The sequence below is a fragment of the Dorea acetigenes genome, assembly GCF_025567385.1.
Lineage (GTDB): Bacteria > Bacillota > Clostridia > Lachnospirales > Lachnospiraceae > Claveliimonas > Claveliimonas acetigenes.
In genome coordinates this window covers 19,644-32,511 of the sequence record NZ_JAOQJU010000023.1, presented here as the reverse complement: position 1 = coordinate 32,511, position 12,868 = coordinate 19,644, and the positions used below count along the sequence as shown (strand labels likewise).

Sequence of the window (12,868 nt, the reverse complement as noted above, 5' to 3'; positions counted from 1 at the left end):
CTTAAATCTCCGGCACACGGCTCTTTTTCGGGACCGCCTGTGCCGGGGTAGTTTTTTCTGCCGGCTTCGCCGCTGCAAGCTGCGCCATGACCGAAGGCCGCTCTGCCGTAAATATGGAAATCTGCTCATTCTCTGCTAATGGCTGCGCCGGAAGGGGCAGCGTCACATCCGAATGGGTAAGTATCTGCTCCCGTTTCAGGTCTGCCACGATCTCGTCAAATACCGCGTTGATAGCCCGCCGTTCCTCACCTTCAGGATAGGCTTTCAAAACCTCCATTTTTCCGTCTTTATCGGAAACAAAGGTAACGGCACAATCCGCATGGCCCACCAGATAATCCGATTGATAGGGCAGCTTATCCTTGATGTAACAGGCAAAGGCCCTGGCGGTCATTTCCACGTTGCTGTCCCAATAGCCGCCGTCCTTTTCACATTCCTTTCCCATGCGCACGGAATTTCGGTAAAAATCGGTCTCCACACGTCCAATCTGCGGGGCCTCCTGTGCCTGCATCCCGGACAGCATGTGCTCGAATATTTCCAGCCTTTCCCGCTCACTTTTGGGGATCACCCGCCCGGTGACAGACTTCTTAAAGGCACTGATCTGTTCCACGGAGCCGGCCTCGCCGGACAGAAACGCCTCCCTGAGAACCGCGTAAGTTTCCAGCTGTTCCTCATTGCCATGCCGTTTCAAGGAACCGAGCACCGCAGAATCCAGCCAGCTTGCCGCGTTTTTCCGGGTGCGCTCTGTCTGTGCTTCGGTGCGTTTCGCCGCCTGCTCCGGTGTCTCCGGTTTATATTTCATGGCTTCAATTAACTTCTGAAATGGCGCATAGAGGCGGGGCTGTTCTGAGAGCATCCCCTTTACGCCCATTTTCGTACCCAGGTAATCGTCCAACCCGTGCCACCATTCATGTGCCAAAGAGCCGGCCCCGTGCATCTTCGTGAGATTGATAACCTTGCGAAGCGGTTCATAGTGGGCTGCCGCATTGCCGCTGCCCCTGGCGCCGAAAGCGATAGCAAGCGTCCCCTGATAGGCAATATCTTTGTCGCTGACCTGCAGGGCTGCCGCCAAATCTTTGAGTGCTTCAAACCCCATGTTGAGGGAAGCCTGCCGGTCATTCTGGTTCATCCAGTTCCCAAACTCACCGCCGCGGAATCCGAAGGTATCAAGGTAGTGCTGCCCGGTAATCTCTGCGCCGTTCCTGTAATCCGGCCCGGTTCGCCGCACAGCGATAAGCTGTGGAGGCACAAACCGCGTCTTTCCGCTTTTGCTGCGGCCTTTTGCCAGCTCCTGCACCCATTTCAGGGCAGCCTCCCGCGTTTCAAAATTTGTCTGTAAGATGGAATAGCCCTTCGTCACATACCAGGTATCAGGTTTCCAGTCATTATTTTTGGAATAAGTATTCTTCCCGTCGTTGAAATGGATCGCATAGCCCTTCGGCACCTTCTGGTCTTTGGAAACGCCAAACTGTTCCTTCTGTGCTTTCTGTGTGAAGTTCCGCTCAAAATATCCTGCCGAGCGGACCATCAGGGTATTGGACAGCTTGTTTGTAATGGCCGGGTTCTCACGGCCCTTCTCCGTCACCTGGTAATGGGTGCCGCTGCCCCAGCCCTGCACCTGTTCCAGATACCCGTTTTCCACAAAGAAACGGTCATAGACCTGCATGGCGTCCTCCACGGTGCGGACTTCCGAAACCGCGCCCTGCAGCTCCCGTACCGTCTGGATATATTCTTTCTGCCTTGCAAGGCGTTTCTCCGGCGTATCATCCCTGCGGTAATACTGCGGGGAGGCATTTAATCCGTCCCTCGCCTTTTTGATGAAATACACCACGCCAAGGGGAATCCCATCATCAAGCATGGCCTGATAATCCGGTTTCTTCCAGATATTATCCTTTTTTACAAATTTCTCGGCTTCGCGCTCATTCATGGCGTCCAGGTCGTTCACATAGAGCCCCCGGTCCTTCCATAAGTCTTTTTTCGCGCCGCTGATCTTTTCCCCGAAATCTTCATGCTGTATGTTATCCGCCAATCAATATCACCTCCAGTCTGTCATAAAAAATCACCGCTCCGGGGAAGGGCGGCGTTCCTGTGATTTATCAAGCTGCGGGCGTATTCTCATGAGCCGGTCTGTCTCCCTGCGGACCAGCCGGTCAAGCGCGCCCAGGTCCTCCGGGGTAACGGCAAACTCCCGATAATGCTCATACCAGAGGCCCGCCCGGACAGCCGCAATAGGCGCAATCTTTTCCGCCCCTCCGGGAAGGAGGCGGTAGACCGAAGCCCCGTCAAGAAGCAACTGCTTCGCCGTTCCCAGGGGTATGCGGTACATATCTGTGTCCGGATTCTGCGCCTCCTCCATATACTCCACATTCAGACGTTCCTCCAAATCCTGGGGCATATAGGAAAATGCCTGTGCCTTCCACTGGCTGAACAGGTTGGAATAGTGGTGCTGCCATTCCGTCACCTGCTCCGGCGCATAGAGGTAGCGCCAGGTTTTCAGGGCGTCCTTTTCGCATAGTTCCATTGCCTCCCATTTTTCAATGCCTGCCTCCGCCTTCGTGCCGTCCCGGTATTCCATGTTGACTCCGTAAGGGTAGAGGGTATTCCGTTCTATGTCCTGCCGCAGCGTGTCAAGGTCCGTCATCAGGACATCCCCGTACAGCCGTCCGTCCTCCTTACGCTCTGTGTGGAACAGGAAAGCCCTGGCGCCGGGGTATTCCGTCATGGCGGCCATCCGGTAAAGCTCTCCTGTGGGATAGTAGGCAGACAGGGCATCAGCAATCCATATGTGGTTTTTTCCCATGATAGCGATAGAATCCGGCCCGGTGTTGGTTGCCAGTGAGCGCAGGTTGAATTCACTTTCCCGCAGGAAATCCCCGGCCAGGATATGGAGTTCATAGGCAAATACGCCTAAATCTGTATCACGGACTAAGTGAATCTGCGGAAGCGCATCATCTTTCATAGTGACCGGTGCCATTTATAGATTCCTCCCATCTGCCGGCGGCTGCCCTCCGGCAATCTTGCCGACGATCTCCGGCCCGGTCTCGTAAATCTGCATGAGCCGCTTTGCTGTTCCGCATGGCTGCGCTGCACCGCTGGTCCAGAGCCGGACCGTGGAAGGGGCGACGTTCATCAGAAGTGCAAAGCCTTTCTCGTTCATATCCAGCTTTTTCATCAGCGCCTTAACCATGTCGGGGCCATAGTCCGGACACCGGGCAGCTTCGGCAATCATCTGTAAAGCGGTGTTCTCTGTGTTCATCATTTCTAAAATCCTCCTGTCAAATTGAAATAGCTGCCTGTTTCTGGCGGCATTGTTGTTGATGGTCTTTCATTTTCTTCGTAACATGGAGCAGCATTTCGTTGTAGTCCTTTCCTATACGGGGCGGGTTGATCCCCACCCGGATATGTTTGAACCGCTGATCTTCATGGAGCATTGCCTTGATCCTCCTGGCATTTTTAAGGCCTCCAAGGTCATTGTCCATGTAGAGGCTGACGCGCCGGATTTCCGGGTGGCGTTTCAAAAATGCAGTCAGCGCCACATGGGAAGTGCCGCCTAAAGACAGCCGGTAGCCGTCCCATTTCCAGCCTTCCAATTCCTGCAGCGTGGCATGGGAGAGGGCATCAATGGGTGCCTCAAAGACCGCCACATGGCGGCTGCCCGGATTCCTCGGTGGATAGCAGAAGCTGTATTCCTTGTCGCTGCCGTAAACATCTTTTCTGAGATTGCCGGTAATGCTCCGCATACAGGCAAACTTCGCTTTGCCGGCTTCATCCTTTCCCACAAACACACAGACCGGCTCGCCATGATACCGTGCCTCATAGAACAGCCCTTTCCGGAAACACCGGCCAATCACATCAGAGCTGATCCCGCGCCGCTGTAAATAGGAAACAGCAGAGGTAGCACACCGTCTGGCCCAGGGGAGAGAAAAAGGTTTCTTCTCCGGTTCTTTCTGCACATGGGCTTTTTCTGTTGCACTCCGATAGGCCGGTGCCTGCTGGATTTCTCCGCCTACCAGCGTATGGACCGCATCCACCAGCCCATAGCCCCGAATCTGGATCAGATAATCCAGGGCGTTGATACTCCGGCCCCGGCTGTTCCAGTACCAGTACCTTTTCCCGGTCACATAGATCAGGCTGTCATGTTCCTTGTGCCGGTAATTGGGCCCGTCCCGTTTCAGTACCCCAGGCTCATGGAACTGCAGGTATGCGAACAGGTCCGCCTCCCGCGCCGCCTGAATCTGTTCTTTGGTTACGCCGGGCATCGTGCCGGCACAGTATTTCTTTTCATCGTGCCCCGCCTCCTTTCCGTGATGAAAAAAGACGCCCAGAGGCGCCTAACAGCCGTACAGGTCATGGTTGACCTCGGCACGGTAATAACTGTCCATTGTTGCCGGGGCATTATACAGCGCCGCCAGCAGGTATGCCTTGATATTCCCGACTTTTGTAGTGTTCTTGTCAATACAGTCAAAGACATACTCCAGGTGGTCGGAATTGATCTTCAGGAAACGGCCCTTTACCACCTCCCTGGGAAAATCATCCCCGGCGATACGGATAAAGGGGCGTTTGGATAAAACCACTTCAAGCATAAGCTCCACGGTCTCGTCTAAGCGTTCTTTCCCATACCGGGAGACCATACAGTCATACTCAATATTTTCTTTGATGATTTTGCTGTATGCGTCTATCAATCCAATCCGATCCATCCCATCCGGGCGGCCTGCCGCCTCCGGCTCTGCTGGATAGATTGATTGATGGGTTCTTGATATATCCGTTTTTGATTTTTTAGTTCTTTGTGGATTAGTATTTAATTGTGCGGGATTTTCCTGTCCTGGTTCCACCTGTTCAGGTTTTGCCTGTCCTGGATTTACCTGTCTTGGATTTTCCCGTTTAGGTGGAAACGTCTGTTTTTCAGCGTTTACAGGCTTTTCATGGATGGTATATTCAATATCTCCGAGCTGCCCGTTCTCATAGCGGAGGCGCTGCCTGGTGAGATACCCGTGCCGCTCCAGCTCCTTCAGGGCGGTAGTGATCGAATCCACACCGTCCTTACAGATATGGGCGAGTCCCTTTGTGGTATAATCCCAATCTTCCGGCAGCGACAGCATGAGGGAGAGAAGCCCCTTTGCCTTTAAGGACAGTTCCGTATTGCGCAGATGGTGGTTGCACATGATCGTGAAGTCCTTCGTTTTTTCTACCCGGAATACAGCCATTTCACAGCCTCCTTTCTCCGGTTATTTCCGTTACAAGGCGCGGTCCCTGCGGTCATAGTGGAGGTGCCCGCCTGAAACCTTCGCATGGTTTTTCAGTTTGACTTCGCCCCGTTCCTGGCTGTCTAAGAATTTCTGATAGCCGGCATCCGTCAGGAACAGGCGCATCTTATCGCCCCTGTCACCCACAGGGGAATCATAAGACAGCACATCAAAGACAATCATGTGCCTTACCTCCGGGTCAAAGCGTTCCAGCGCCATGATGTCATGCCCCTTCAATTTCTCTGCGCCGGATTGCTGTCTGGCCTCGGCAATCTTTTCCCCGATCGTCCGGGGCGGGTAGGGCAGACGGTAATTCTTCTGAATATCCCGCACGATGTCCATGCACTCGGCATCCGTCAGGACGCGTAACTTTTCCATCAGATTTTCCGCTGCCTTCCGCTGTTCGAGATTCTTTGTGTACCGGGCGGTCATGTAAAGCTCATTCAGAATTTTGGATTGATAGTCACCTTCAACCTGAAACAGCAGCCGTTTTTCCATTTCGTTTAATTCCATGTGAATCTCCTTTCTCCTGAAAATGGGTATGAAAAAGGGCGCCCACCTGTAAAAGTGAAACGCCCACGGCAATCAGCGATCCGGCAATACCGGACCGCTGGCACTATTAAATTTTGTCGTTAATGAAACAACCTCCTTTTTTCGATGATTTTCTCGTCACATTTCAACTTGGAAAAGGAATTGAATAAATGACGGCAAACGCTCAAACCCCTTGAAAATAAAGGCTTTTTCCGTTTGTCGTTATTATACCGTAACGGCACAGCCATGTCTCTTTACTGATTAACATGGGTTACACGGCACTGGCAATCGGGAAAAGGGTTGGCCATTCAGCGGAAAAAATTACTTACCGGTATGCACATCTGTTCCCGTCCGTACAGCAGGATATGGCAGATCAGTTGGATGCAGAAAATATGAATGAAGAATCAAATGATAGGGAAGGGGGACTTGTGTATGTCAGCTAAATGTCTGGATAAACAGGGGAGATGGAGAAATAAAACGGTAGCGTTTCGGGTATCACCGGAAGAAGATGAACTTCTGGAAACGGCAGTCAGATTATCCGGTCTGACCAAACAGGATTATATTATCCGAAGATTGCAGGAAAAAGAGGTTGTAGTGACAGGGAATCCGAGAGTGTATAAAGCGTTGAAGAATGAACTTGCAAAGGTTCTGAATGAGCTGAAACGTTTGAAAAAGGGTGATGATGTGCCGGAGGATTTACTGGAAGTGATCCGGCTGATCACAATCACGATGGATGGCATGAAGGAAGAATAGAAAAAGCCTTTAAGTGTCGGCAAACACCTAAAGGCAGGGATTTGGTAGAATACTCACCAAAAACTTTCTATGGGTATTCTATCAAAATCTCCGCTTCCTTTCAACGGGAAAATAAGGAGGAACGATGGAAACGAACAAAGTAGAGATAAAGAAAACAGAAATAAAAAGAATGGAGCCGGATCTGAAACTGATTAACATGGAAACGGTGGAAGTAGAGCAGATTGAATGGCTGTTTTACCCGTTTATCCCTTTTGGAAAAGTAACGATTATTCAGGGAGATCCCGGTGAAGGCAAGACCACTATGGTGCTTCAGATCATTGCAAAATTGACCAGAGGAGAAAAGATTCTGCCGGAGCAGGAACAGGCAACCGAGGAAAAGAGCGGAGCAGAAATAGCGGCTGATTCTGATGTGAAATTATCGGAAAGTTCTATTGAGCCTGTGAATGTCATTTATCAGACTGCAGAGGATGGACTGGGCGATACGATTAAGCCGAGGCTTCTGGCGGCTGGTGCTGACTGTTCCAGAGTGCTGGTCATTGATGACCAGGAGCAGCCACTTGCTATGCTGGATATCCGGCTGGAGGAAGCTATTATGCAGACAAAAGCCCGTCTGGTGGTTTTAGACCCGATACAAGGCTTTCTTGGTGCAGAGGTGGATATGCACCGGGCAAATGAAATACGTCCGTTGATGAAACGTGTAGCGGTACTTGCAGAGGAATATCGCTGTGCAATCATTCTGATCGGGCATATGAATAAAAACAGCAACGGAAAGTCTTCCTATCGTGGCTTAGGTTCTATAGATTTTCAGGCGGCAGCCAGAAGTGTGCTGATTGTTGGGAGAATTAAGGATGAACCGGAAATCCGTGTGGTATGCCACGTGAAAAGTTCCCTTGCACCAGAAGGGAAGTCCATAGCATTCCGTCTGGATAAGGAGACGGGTTTTGAATGGATTGGGGAATATGACATCAGCGCAGATGACCTGCTCAGTGGTGACAGCAGAGGGCAAAAAAGCCGGAAAGCGAAAGAGTTCTTGCTGGAGATATTGGCTAACGGTGGTATGGCTCAGAAAAAGATTGAAGAAGAAGCTGAAAGGCGTGGGATTAAGAAGAAAACACTGCGAAATGCAAAACTGGAACTGGAGATTGATTCTGTTAAACGTGGAAATCAATGGTTCTGGATGTTGCCAGAATAAAAGGAAGATGGCAAGATGACCATTTCTTAAGAACAGGGCATCTTGCCACCTTGAAAGGAGACTATATGGAAATTAAGAATGTACAGATACCGTTTAACTTGTTTCGACAGCTTGTTTCCTATCATTTGATGGAAGATCAAAGCTGTTCGGAGGAAATCTGCAAAGGGCTTATGGAAAAGGTGGATCGTATGGCGAAACGGCAAGTATATACACAGTCGAAAACTGCCTCTACAGAGGAAGAACGGGAAAAATCTCGGCAGGAATATCTGGATAGACGAGGCATATCGGACAGTTTCCGATGGTAACAGTTCTTGTTGACTACCCTATGACAGGAGCGTGTCACGCACCTGTAGATAGCAAACAAGAAACAGACTGTAAGGTGCAGACGGAATGTTCTTGCACTAACGATAGGTGAATGGCTGCGAAGGGAGCCCTGTTTCAGGGCATCCTTGCGATAAAGATGAATGAAGGGAGAACGTGAAAATGAGAGAAGGAAGACTTGGTTACAACAGCAGCAACGGAAGATATGGCATTTTGTCATCGGATTTATGGATCGATACCGGATTGCACTGTGGGGAATGTCTGCAGATTTTGATGGATGGCAAATGGGTAGAGACCCGGATAGAAATGGATGCTGCCCGGAACTGGTATCTGGTGGGGACACCTTACCGTGGTGATCTGGAATATATCCAGGCAAGGATATAACCGGGCACAGCCACACCGACCGAAGGGAGGAAAAGGTCTTCGCTCCGCTTCGGTCGGTGCAGAGCAGACGTTCCCCGGACGTCTTGCACCCCGGCAGGGCGCAAGGGTACTTTTGATGGACGGTACGGCTGTCGAAAGTGCTTTTGCGTTACTTTTGACAAAAGTAACAAAACCGCCGTTTCCGGCGCATATTTCTTTTTGCCGTATCCGGCATTTTTATAAGCGAGGGAGGTGAGAATAGTGGAAATGAAAAGGACGATCAGCGGTATGATTGGAAAAGGTTCTATCGCCCACAATGAGAGAAAATTTATTGCAGAAAACGTAGATGCTACCCGGACAATCCGAAACGTGGTATTGCAGTCAGAAAATGTGAAGGACGTTTACCATGAATTATTTGATGAAGCAATTGAACGGTACAACGCAAAACAAAAACGGAAAGACCGGAAGATTGAAGATTATTATGAACACATCCGAACTGGGAAACAGGAGAAAGTTTTCCACGAAGCAATCTTCCAGATTGGGAATAAGGATGATACCGGATGTTCAAGTCGGGAAGGGCAGATTGCCAGACTGGCATTGCTTGATTTTGCAAAAGACTTTCAAAAGAGAAACCCACAGTTCCGGGTATTCGGTATATATCTGCATATGGATGAGGCGACACCACATCTTCATATTGATTTTGTGCCGTATGTAACTGGAAGTAAACGTGGGCCGGATACAAGAGTATCCATGAAACAAGCATTGGCATCCAGAGGATTTGTCGGAAAGGGCAGGGAAAATACAGAATATAATCAGTGGATGGAATCGGAAAAACAAGAGCTGGCGAAGATCGCAGAAAGATATGGGATGATCTGGGAGCAAAAAGGTACACACCGGGAGCATCTGGATGTCTTAAATTTCAAAAAGGAACAGCGTGAGCAGGAAGTGGCAGCTCTGGAAGAGCAGAAAGCACAGCTGCAGAAGGAAACGGCTGCTTGCCATGAACTGGCAGATAATCTCCATGAGGAATTGTTGCAGACCGGGAATGAACTGCAGAAAAAGAAGGCAGAGCGTGCCCAGGTAGCAAAGGAAGCAGAACAGGCAAAAGCAACTGCCGATAAATATGAGAAAAGTCTGAAAAAAGCAAAAGCGATTGCAAAAGATATTCAGAAATATGCCGGTGAATTCTCGAAACCAGTTGATGAGGTACTTCCAGAAGCGGGGATGTTGGAAAGTGCCAAGAATTACCGGGATAAAAAAGCATATCCGGTAATCAGTGAACTGAAAGAGCTGTTATATGGCTTGTATCTGAAATATATTCAAGTAAAAGAGCAGTTAGATCAGGTCGTTTATAAGTATGATAGACTGAAAAATTCTAATCATGTCTTAGCAGAGCAGAAACAGGAATTGATAAGTCAAAATGCTGTTCTTCGGGCAGAAAAGGAAGATTTTCGGAGATTAAAAAGGGCAGTCGGAGAAGAACATTCCAGATATCTCATTCAGAACGAAAAAAGCAGAGAGATGGCTGAGAAAAACGGAAGAAAAGTAAATAAGCGGTCGCATGATCGGGACGCAAGATAAGGAGGATTAACGCTATGGAAAAACATATTTACGATGATAAGAATGGTCTGGGCTATACACTGTATGGGGATTATTATCTGCCAGATCTGGAGTTGATGGAGGATGAAGAAACATGTTATGGGAAATATGGAATGCTGCGGAAAACTTATCTGATGGAGCATAGAAAACCGTACTATCAGATGTTGATGCTACAAGGGAAACTTAATAAACATCTAAACAGGGTAGATCGGGAGGCACATGAGCGGATGGATATTCTGGTGGCACAGATGGCAGAAAAAAAGGGAGTTACGGAACGGTTAAAGGCAGAACAGCCGATGCTATGGGTAAGAAAGATGAATGGAATAAGGACTGCAGCAGAGAAAATGGTGCTTACAGAGATTGTATATGGGGGAAGAAGTGAGAGAGGTGTATAATATAAATGACACATGGGAAAGATTTATTTCCCTCTGTCATTAAAAAAACAAACTTATTAAACTTATTTGGGGATATTTTGGAAACCTATACGTCTAATCTATGTAAATAAAATTGCCGGCCGGCTAAAGAAGGTGGTGTTAAAGTGACCAAAGAGGAATTAGGAACGTTGGTTCTCAATTCAGAGAGACAATTGTATTCTACTGCCAAAACAATTTTATCTAACGATCAAGATTGTGCGGATGCTATTCAGGAAACGATCGTTAAGGCATTTTCAAAAATTGGAACTTTGAGAAATGACAAATATGCCAAGACATGGTTGATTCGTATATTGATCAATGAGTGTTATACTCTTTTGAGAAAGTCGAGTAAACTTGTTTCTTTGGAAGGGATGAGTGAAATGACAGAAATTGAGGCAGATCAGAAAACTGACTATAGCGACTTGTACAGAGCCGTAAATTCTTTGAAAGAAGAATTACGAATGCCAGTTATTCTGTACTACATTGAGGATTTCAACATAAAAGAGATTGCGCAGATTCTTGAGATAACCGAGGGAGCAGTTCAAAAAAGGCTTGCCAGAGCACGGGGAAAACTTAAACACAATTTACAGGAAAGTGAGGCATTGACAGTATGAGGTTAGAAGATATGAAAAAAGATATTCCTGAAACTCCGGAGTTCATCCATACGATGATTCAAAATGAAGTAAAAAAACAGCTTCAGGACACGAAGGTGGTTAATATTCAGGCAAGAAGAGTGAAAAAATGGACAGGTGCCAGAGTGGCTGCAGCAATAGCCGTATGTGTATTGTCTACATCGACTATAGCCTATGCAGGTACCAAATTATATCATATGTTTTTAGAAAAACAAGGAGCCTACAGTATCGTAACTGGAATTAAGGCGGATGGCAGCACTGGGAAAATTAATCTTCCTGAAAAAATTCATGATATAGATATCTCAGCAGGATATATTCCAGAAGGTATGGAATGGATTGATGAATTACATTTGGAATATCCTGAGCATGATCGAACCGGAGGATTCAGCTTTGCATCTGTGCTTTTAGACGAGGATGATTTGAGTAAAGTAATGCAGGATAAGAATGTTGTCGACTGTGAGGAAAGAACTTTTGGCAATTATGAAGGTGTATACCTTAAATATAATGACCTCGCAGAGGATGGATCTTTTAATCAAAGGATTTATCTTCTTTGCCCAGATGTGTATCGTGTGCTTACTGTTTATATCGGTGATGATATCACGAAAGAGGATGCCATTAAAGTGGTTGAAAACCTTGTAATCACTGAAAATGATACAATGATTGAAACAGCTGGTTTGTATACGTGGAGCGAAATGGTATCCCCTGAAGAATCATCAGGAGAAGCAGTGATGACTTCCATTGCAGATAATAAATTGCCAATGCATCAGGTTGGTGAAACATTTAATATGCTAGCATATGGTGAAGACAGCGATGGCAACTATATTGAAGATAATAATATTTCAGTTTGTGTTGATGCGGTTCACGTGGAAGATGATCTGCAGATGCTTGGTCAGAATGATGTGCCGGAAGAATGGGTGACTGCAGTCGGAGCGGATGGAAAAATAGTAAACAATACGCTGTCTTATATTAAGTCTGGTGATGGTGTTAATACCGTGGATGAGATTGTAAAAACAGAAAGCATGAAACAAAAGCTAGTCTATGTGACAGTCACTTATACCAATAAGACAGATAAAGAAATAGATCATTTGCTTTATCTTGGTACTTTAATGTTAATGAACCATGAAGATGGAAAATATCATATTTGTAATCATGTAGAACTCTCTGGTGAAGACTACGATCGTGTCATCTGGGATGGCGTTGCACATACAGCGGAAATGACATACTATAGTGTATCTGAGGATTATGGAAATGGAGGAAATTATATTTCTTCCTTAATGCCAGGCGAGAGTAAACAGGTGAATATGGCATGGATTGTGAATGAGAATGAACTGGATCATATGTATCTTAATCTTAACGGTGAAGGTGGAGCACTTCAGTTTTCAGATTCTACGTTAAAATCAGGAGTGGTAGATATTTGTCAGTAGCGAAAAGGCATTGCAGAGAAGAGGCTGTCCATAGCGGGCAGCTTCTTTTGGGTAGAAAAAGCTGTAAAAAATCACGTTGAATTTTACAGCTTTTTGTGTATAATAGAAGTAGCAGAAATAATATTAAATCAAGGAAGGAGCTGAAAGAATATGGCAAGTATTTTACCAGTATCTGATTTGAGAAATTATAACGAAGTCCTGAAGAACTGTCACAAAGGCGAGCCTGTATATCTTACCAAGAATGGTAGAGGACGTTTTGTGGTTATGGATTTTGAAGATTATGAACGTGATCGTGCGGAAAAGAAGCTTTTGATGAAGCTGCAGGAAGCTGAAGAGGCAGTGAAAGATGGCGAAGGATGGCTGGATTTGGATGAACTGAAGGCACTTGTGGGGGAATAAG

15 protein-coding genes and 1 pseudogene are annotated in these 12,868 nt (G+C 47.3%); 10 read left to right on the top strand and 6 right to left on the bottom strand.

Annotation, left to right across the window (positions count from 1 at the left end; translation table 11 throughout):
• Window position 1 precedes the first annotated feature (1 nt).
• The 6 genes from OCV99_RS14050 to OCV99_RS14025 all read right to left on the bottom strand — a co-directional run bounded on the left by OCV99_RS14050 (window position 2) and on the right by OCV99_RS14025 (window position 5,753).
• Window positions 2–2,026, bottom strand: coding sequence for an LPD1 domain-containing protein (locus OCV99_RS14050; RefSeq protein ID WP_055218729.1), 2,025 nt, complete (start codon window positions 2,024–2,026; stop codon window positions 2–4).
• A gap of 30 nt (window positions 2,027–2,056) precedes the next feature.
• Complete coding sequence (locus OCV99_RS14045) at window positions 2,057–2,971, bottom strand: hypothetical protein (RefSeq protein ID WP_242856402.1); 915 nt, start codon at window positions 2,969–2,971, stop codon at window positions 2,057–2,059.
• Complete coding sequence (locus OCV99_RS14040) at window positions 2,972–3,256, bottom strand: helix-turn-helix domain-containing protein (RefSeq protein WP_033141604.1); 285 nt, start codon at window positions 3,254–3,256, stop codon at window positions 2,972–2,974. It lies immediately after the preceding gene.
• Window positions 3,257–3,272: 16 nt separating this feature from the next.
• Entirely contained in the window at window positions 3,273–4,256 is a 984-nt protein-coding gene (locus OCV99_RS14035) for a toprim domain-containing protein (protein ID WP_033141605.1), read from the bottom strand.
• 72 nt (window positions 4,257–4,328) lie between these two features.
• Window positions 4,329–5,201, bottom strand: a complete 873-nt coding sequence (locus tag OCV99_RS14030) for a DUF6017 domain-containing protein (protein WP_033141606.1) — start codon at window positions 5,199–5,201, stop codon at window positions 4,329–4,331.
• A 30-nt stretch (window positions 5,202–5,231) separates the two neighbouring features.
• Entirely contained in the window at window positions 5,232–5,753 is a 522-nt protein-coding gene (locus OCV99_RS14025) for a DUF5720 family protein (protein ID WP_006861269.1), read from the bottom strand.
• A 254-nt stretch (window positions 5,754–6,007) separates the two neighbouring features.
• On the opposite strand from OCV99_RS14025, the pseudogene OCV99_RS14020 reads away from it, so the two are divergent.
• The 10 genes and pseudogenes from OCV99_RS14020 to OCV99_RS13975 form a co-directional block, all read left to right on the top strand.
• A pseudogene (locus OCV99_RS14020) lies at window positions 6,008–6,214 on the top strand (site-specific integrase); the annotation flags it as partial.
• Complete coding sequence (locus OCV99_RS14015) at window positions 6,204–6,524, top strand: plasmid mobilization protein (RefSeq protein ID WP_158371391.1); 321 nt, start codon at window positions 6,204–6,206, stop codon at window positions 6,522–6,524. The pseudogene OCV99_RS14020 and the gene OCV99_RS14015, both read left to right, overlap by 11 nt.
• Before the next feature lie 124 nt (window positions 6,525–6,648).
• Window positions 6,649–7,716 (top strand): AAA family ATPase, encoded by a 1,068-nt coding sequence (locus tag OCV99_RS14010; protein ID WP_158371390.1) that lies wholly within the window; start codon window positions 6,649–6,651, stop codon window positions 7,714–7,716.
• Window positions 7,717–7,787: 71 nt separating this feature from the next.
• On the top strand, window positions 7,788–8,021 hold the full coding sequence (locus OCV99_RS14005) for a complexin-2 (protein ID WP_465245505.1): 234 nt from the start codon (window positions 7,788–7,790) through the stop codon (window positions 8,019–8,021).
• Window positions 8,022–8,199: 178 nt separating this feature from the next.
• On the top strand, window positions 8,200–8,421 hold the full coding sequence (locus OCV99_RS14000; protein ID WP_158371386.1) for a DUF5348 domain-containing protein: 222 nt from the start codon (window positions 8,200–8,202) through the stop codon (window positions 8,419–8,421).
• Between the two features lie 246 nt (window positions 8,422–8,667).
• On the top strand, window positions 8,668–9,981 hold the full coding sequence (locus OCV99_RS13995) for a plasmid recombination protein (RefSeq protein ID WP_262575758.1): 1,314 nt from the start codon (window positions 8,668–8,670) through the stop codon (window positions 9,979–9,981).
• Window positions 9,982–9,995: 14 nt separating this feature from the next.
• Window positions 9,996–10,394 carry a TnpV protein gene (locus OCV99_RS13990; protein ID WP_158371383.1) on the top strand — a complete coding sequence of 133 codons (399 nt, stop codon included), beginning with the start codon at window positions 9,996–9,998 and terminating at the stop codon, window positions 10,392–10,394.
• Between the two features lie 143 nt (window positions 10,395–10,537).
• Window positions 10,538–11,026: a sigma-70 family RNA polymerase sigma factor gene (locus OCV99_RS13985; RefSeq protein ID WP_158371381.1), complete on the top strand. Its 489-nt coding sequence runs from the start codon at window positions 10,538–10,540 to the stop codon at window positions 11,024–11,026.
• Between the two features lie 11 nt (window positions 11,027–11,037).
• The gene (locus tag OCV99_RS13980; protein WP_262575754.1) at window positions 11,038–12,468 is read left to right on the top strand and encodes a hypothetical protein; all 1,431 of its coding nucleotides are present in this window, start codon (window positions 11,038–11,040) and stop codon (window positions 12,466–12,468) included.
• 150 nt (window positions 12,469–12,618) lie between these two features.
• Window positions 12,619–12,867 carry a type II toxin-antitoxin system prevent-host-death family antitoxin gene (locus tag OCV99_RS13975; protein ID WP_005610763.1) on the top strand — a complete coding sequence of 83 codons (249 nt, stop codon included), beginning with the start codon at window positions 12,619–12,621 and terminating at the stop codon, window positions 12,865–12,867.
• Window position 12,868: the final 1 nt, after the last annotated feature.

Bases quoted from the DNA above. Each gene is read 5' to 3' on its own strand.
- OCV99_RS14040 (WP_033141604.1), bottom strand. From the start codon at position 3,256: ATGATGAACACAGAGAACACCGCTTTACAGATGATTGCCGAAGCTGCC.
- OCV99_RS13990 (WP_158371383.1), top strand. From the start codon at position 9,996: ATGGAAAAACATATTTACGATGATAAGAATGGTCTGGGCTATACACTG.
- OCV99_RS14045 (WP_242856402.1), bottom strand. From the start codon at position 2,971: ATGGCACCGGTCACTATGAAAGATGATGCGCTTCCGCAGATTCACTTA.
- OCV99_RS14035 (WP_033141605.1), bottom strand. From the start codon at position 4,256: ATGCCCGGCGTAACCAAAGAACAGATTCAGGCGGCGCGGGAGGCGGAC.
- OCV99_RS14010 (WP_158371390.1), top strand. From the start codon at position 6,649: ATGGAAACGAACAAAGTAGAGATAAAGAAAACAGAAATAAAAAGAATG.
- OCV99_RS14015 (WP_158371391.1), top strand. From the start codon at position 6,204: ATGTCAGCTAAATGTCTGGATAAACAGGGGAGATGGAGAAATAAAACG.
- OCV99_RS13975 (WP_005610763.1), top strand. From the start codon at position 12,619: ATGGCAAGTATTTTACCAGTATCTGATTTGAGAAATTATAACGAAGTC.
- OCV99_RS14025 (WP_006861269.1), bottom strand. From the start codon at position 5,753: ATGGAATTAAACGAAATGGAAAAACGGCTGCTGTTTCAGGTTGAAGGT.
- OCV99_RS13995 (WP_262575758.1), top strand. From the start codon at position 8,668: ATGAAAAGGACGATCAGCGGTATGATTGGAAAAGGTTCTATCGCCCAC.
- OCV99_RS13980 (WP_262575754.1), top strand. From the start codon at position 11,038: ATGAAAAAAGATATTCCTGAAACTCCGGAGTTCATCCATACGATGATT.
- OCV99_RS14030 (WP_033141606.1), bottom strand. From the start codon at position 5,201: ATGGCTGTATTCCGGGTAGAAAAAACGAAGGACTTCACGATCATGTGC.
- OCV99_RS14000 (WP_158371386.1), top strand. From the start codon at position 8,200: ATGAGAGAAGGAAGACTTGGTTACAACAGCAGCAACGGAAGATATGGC.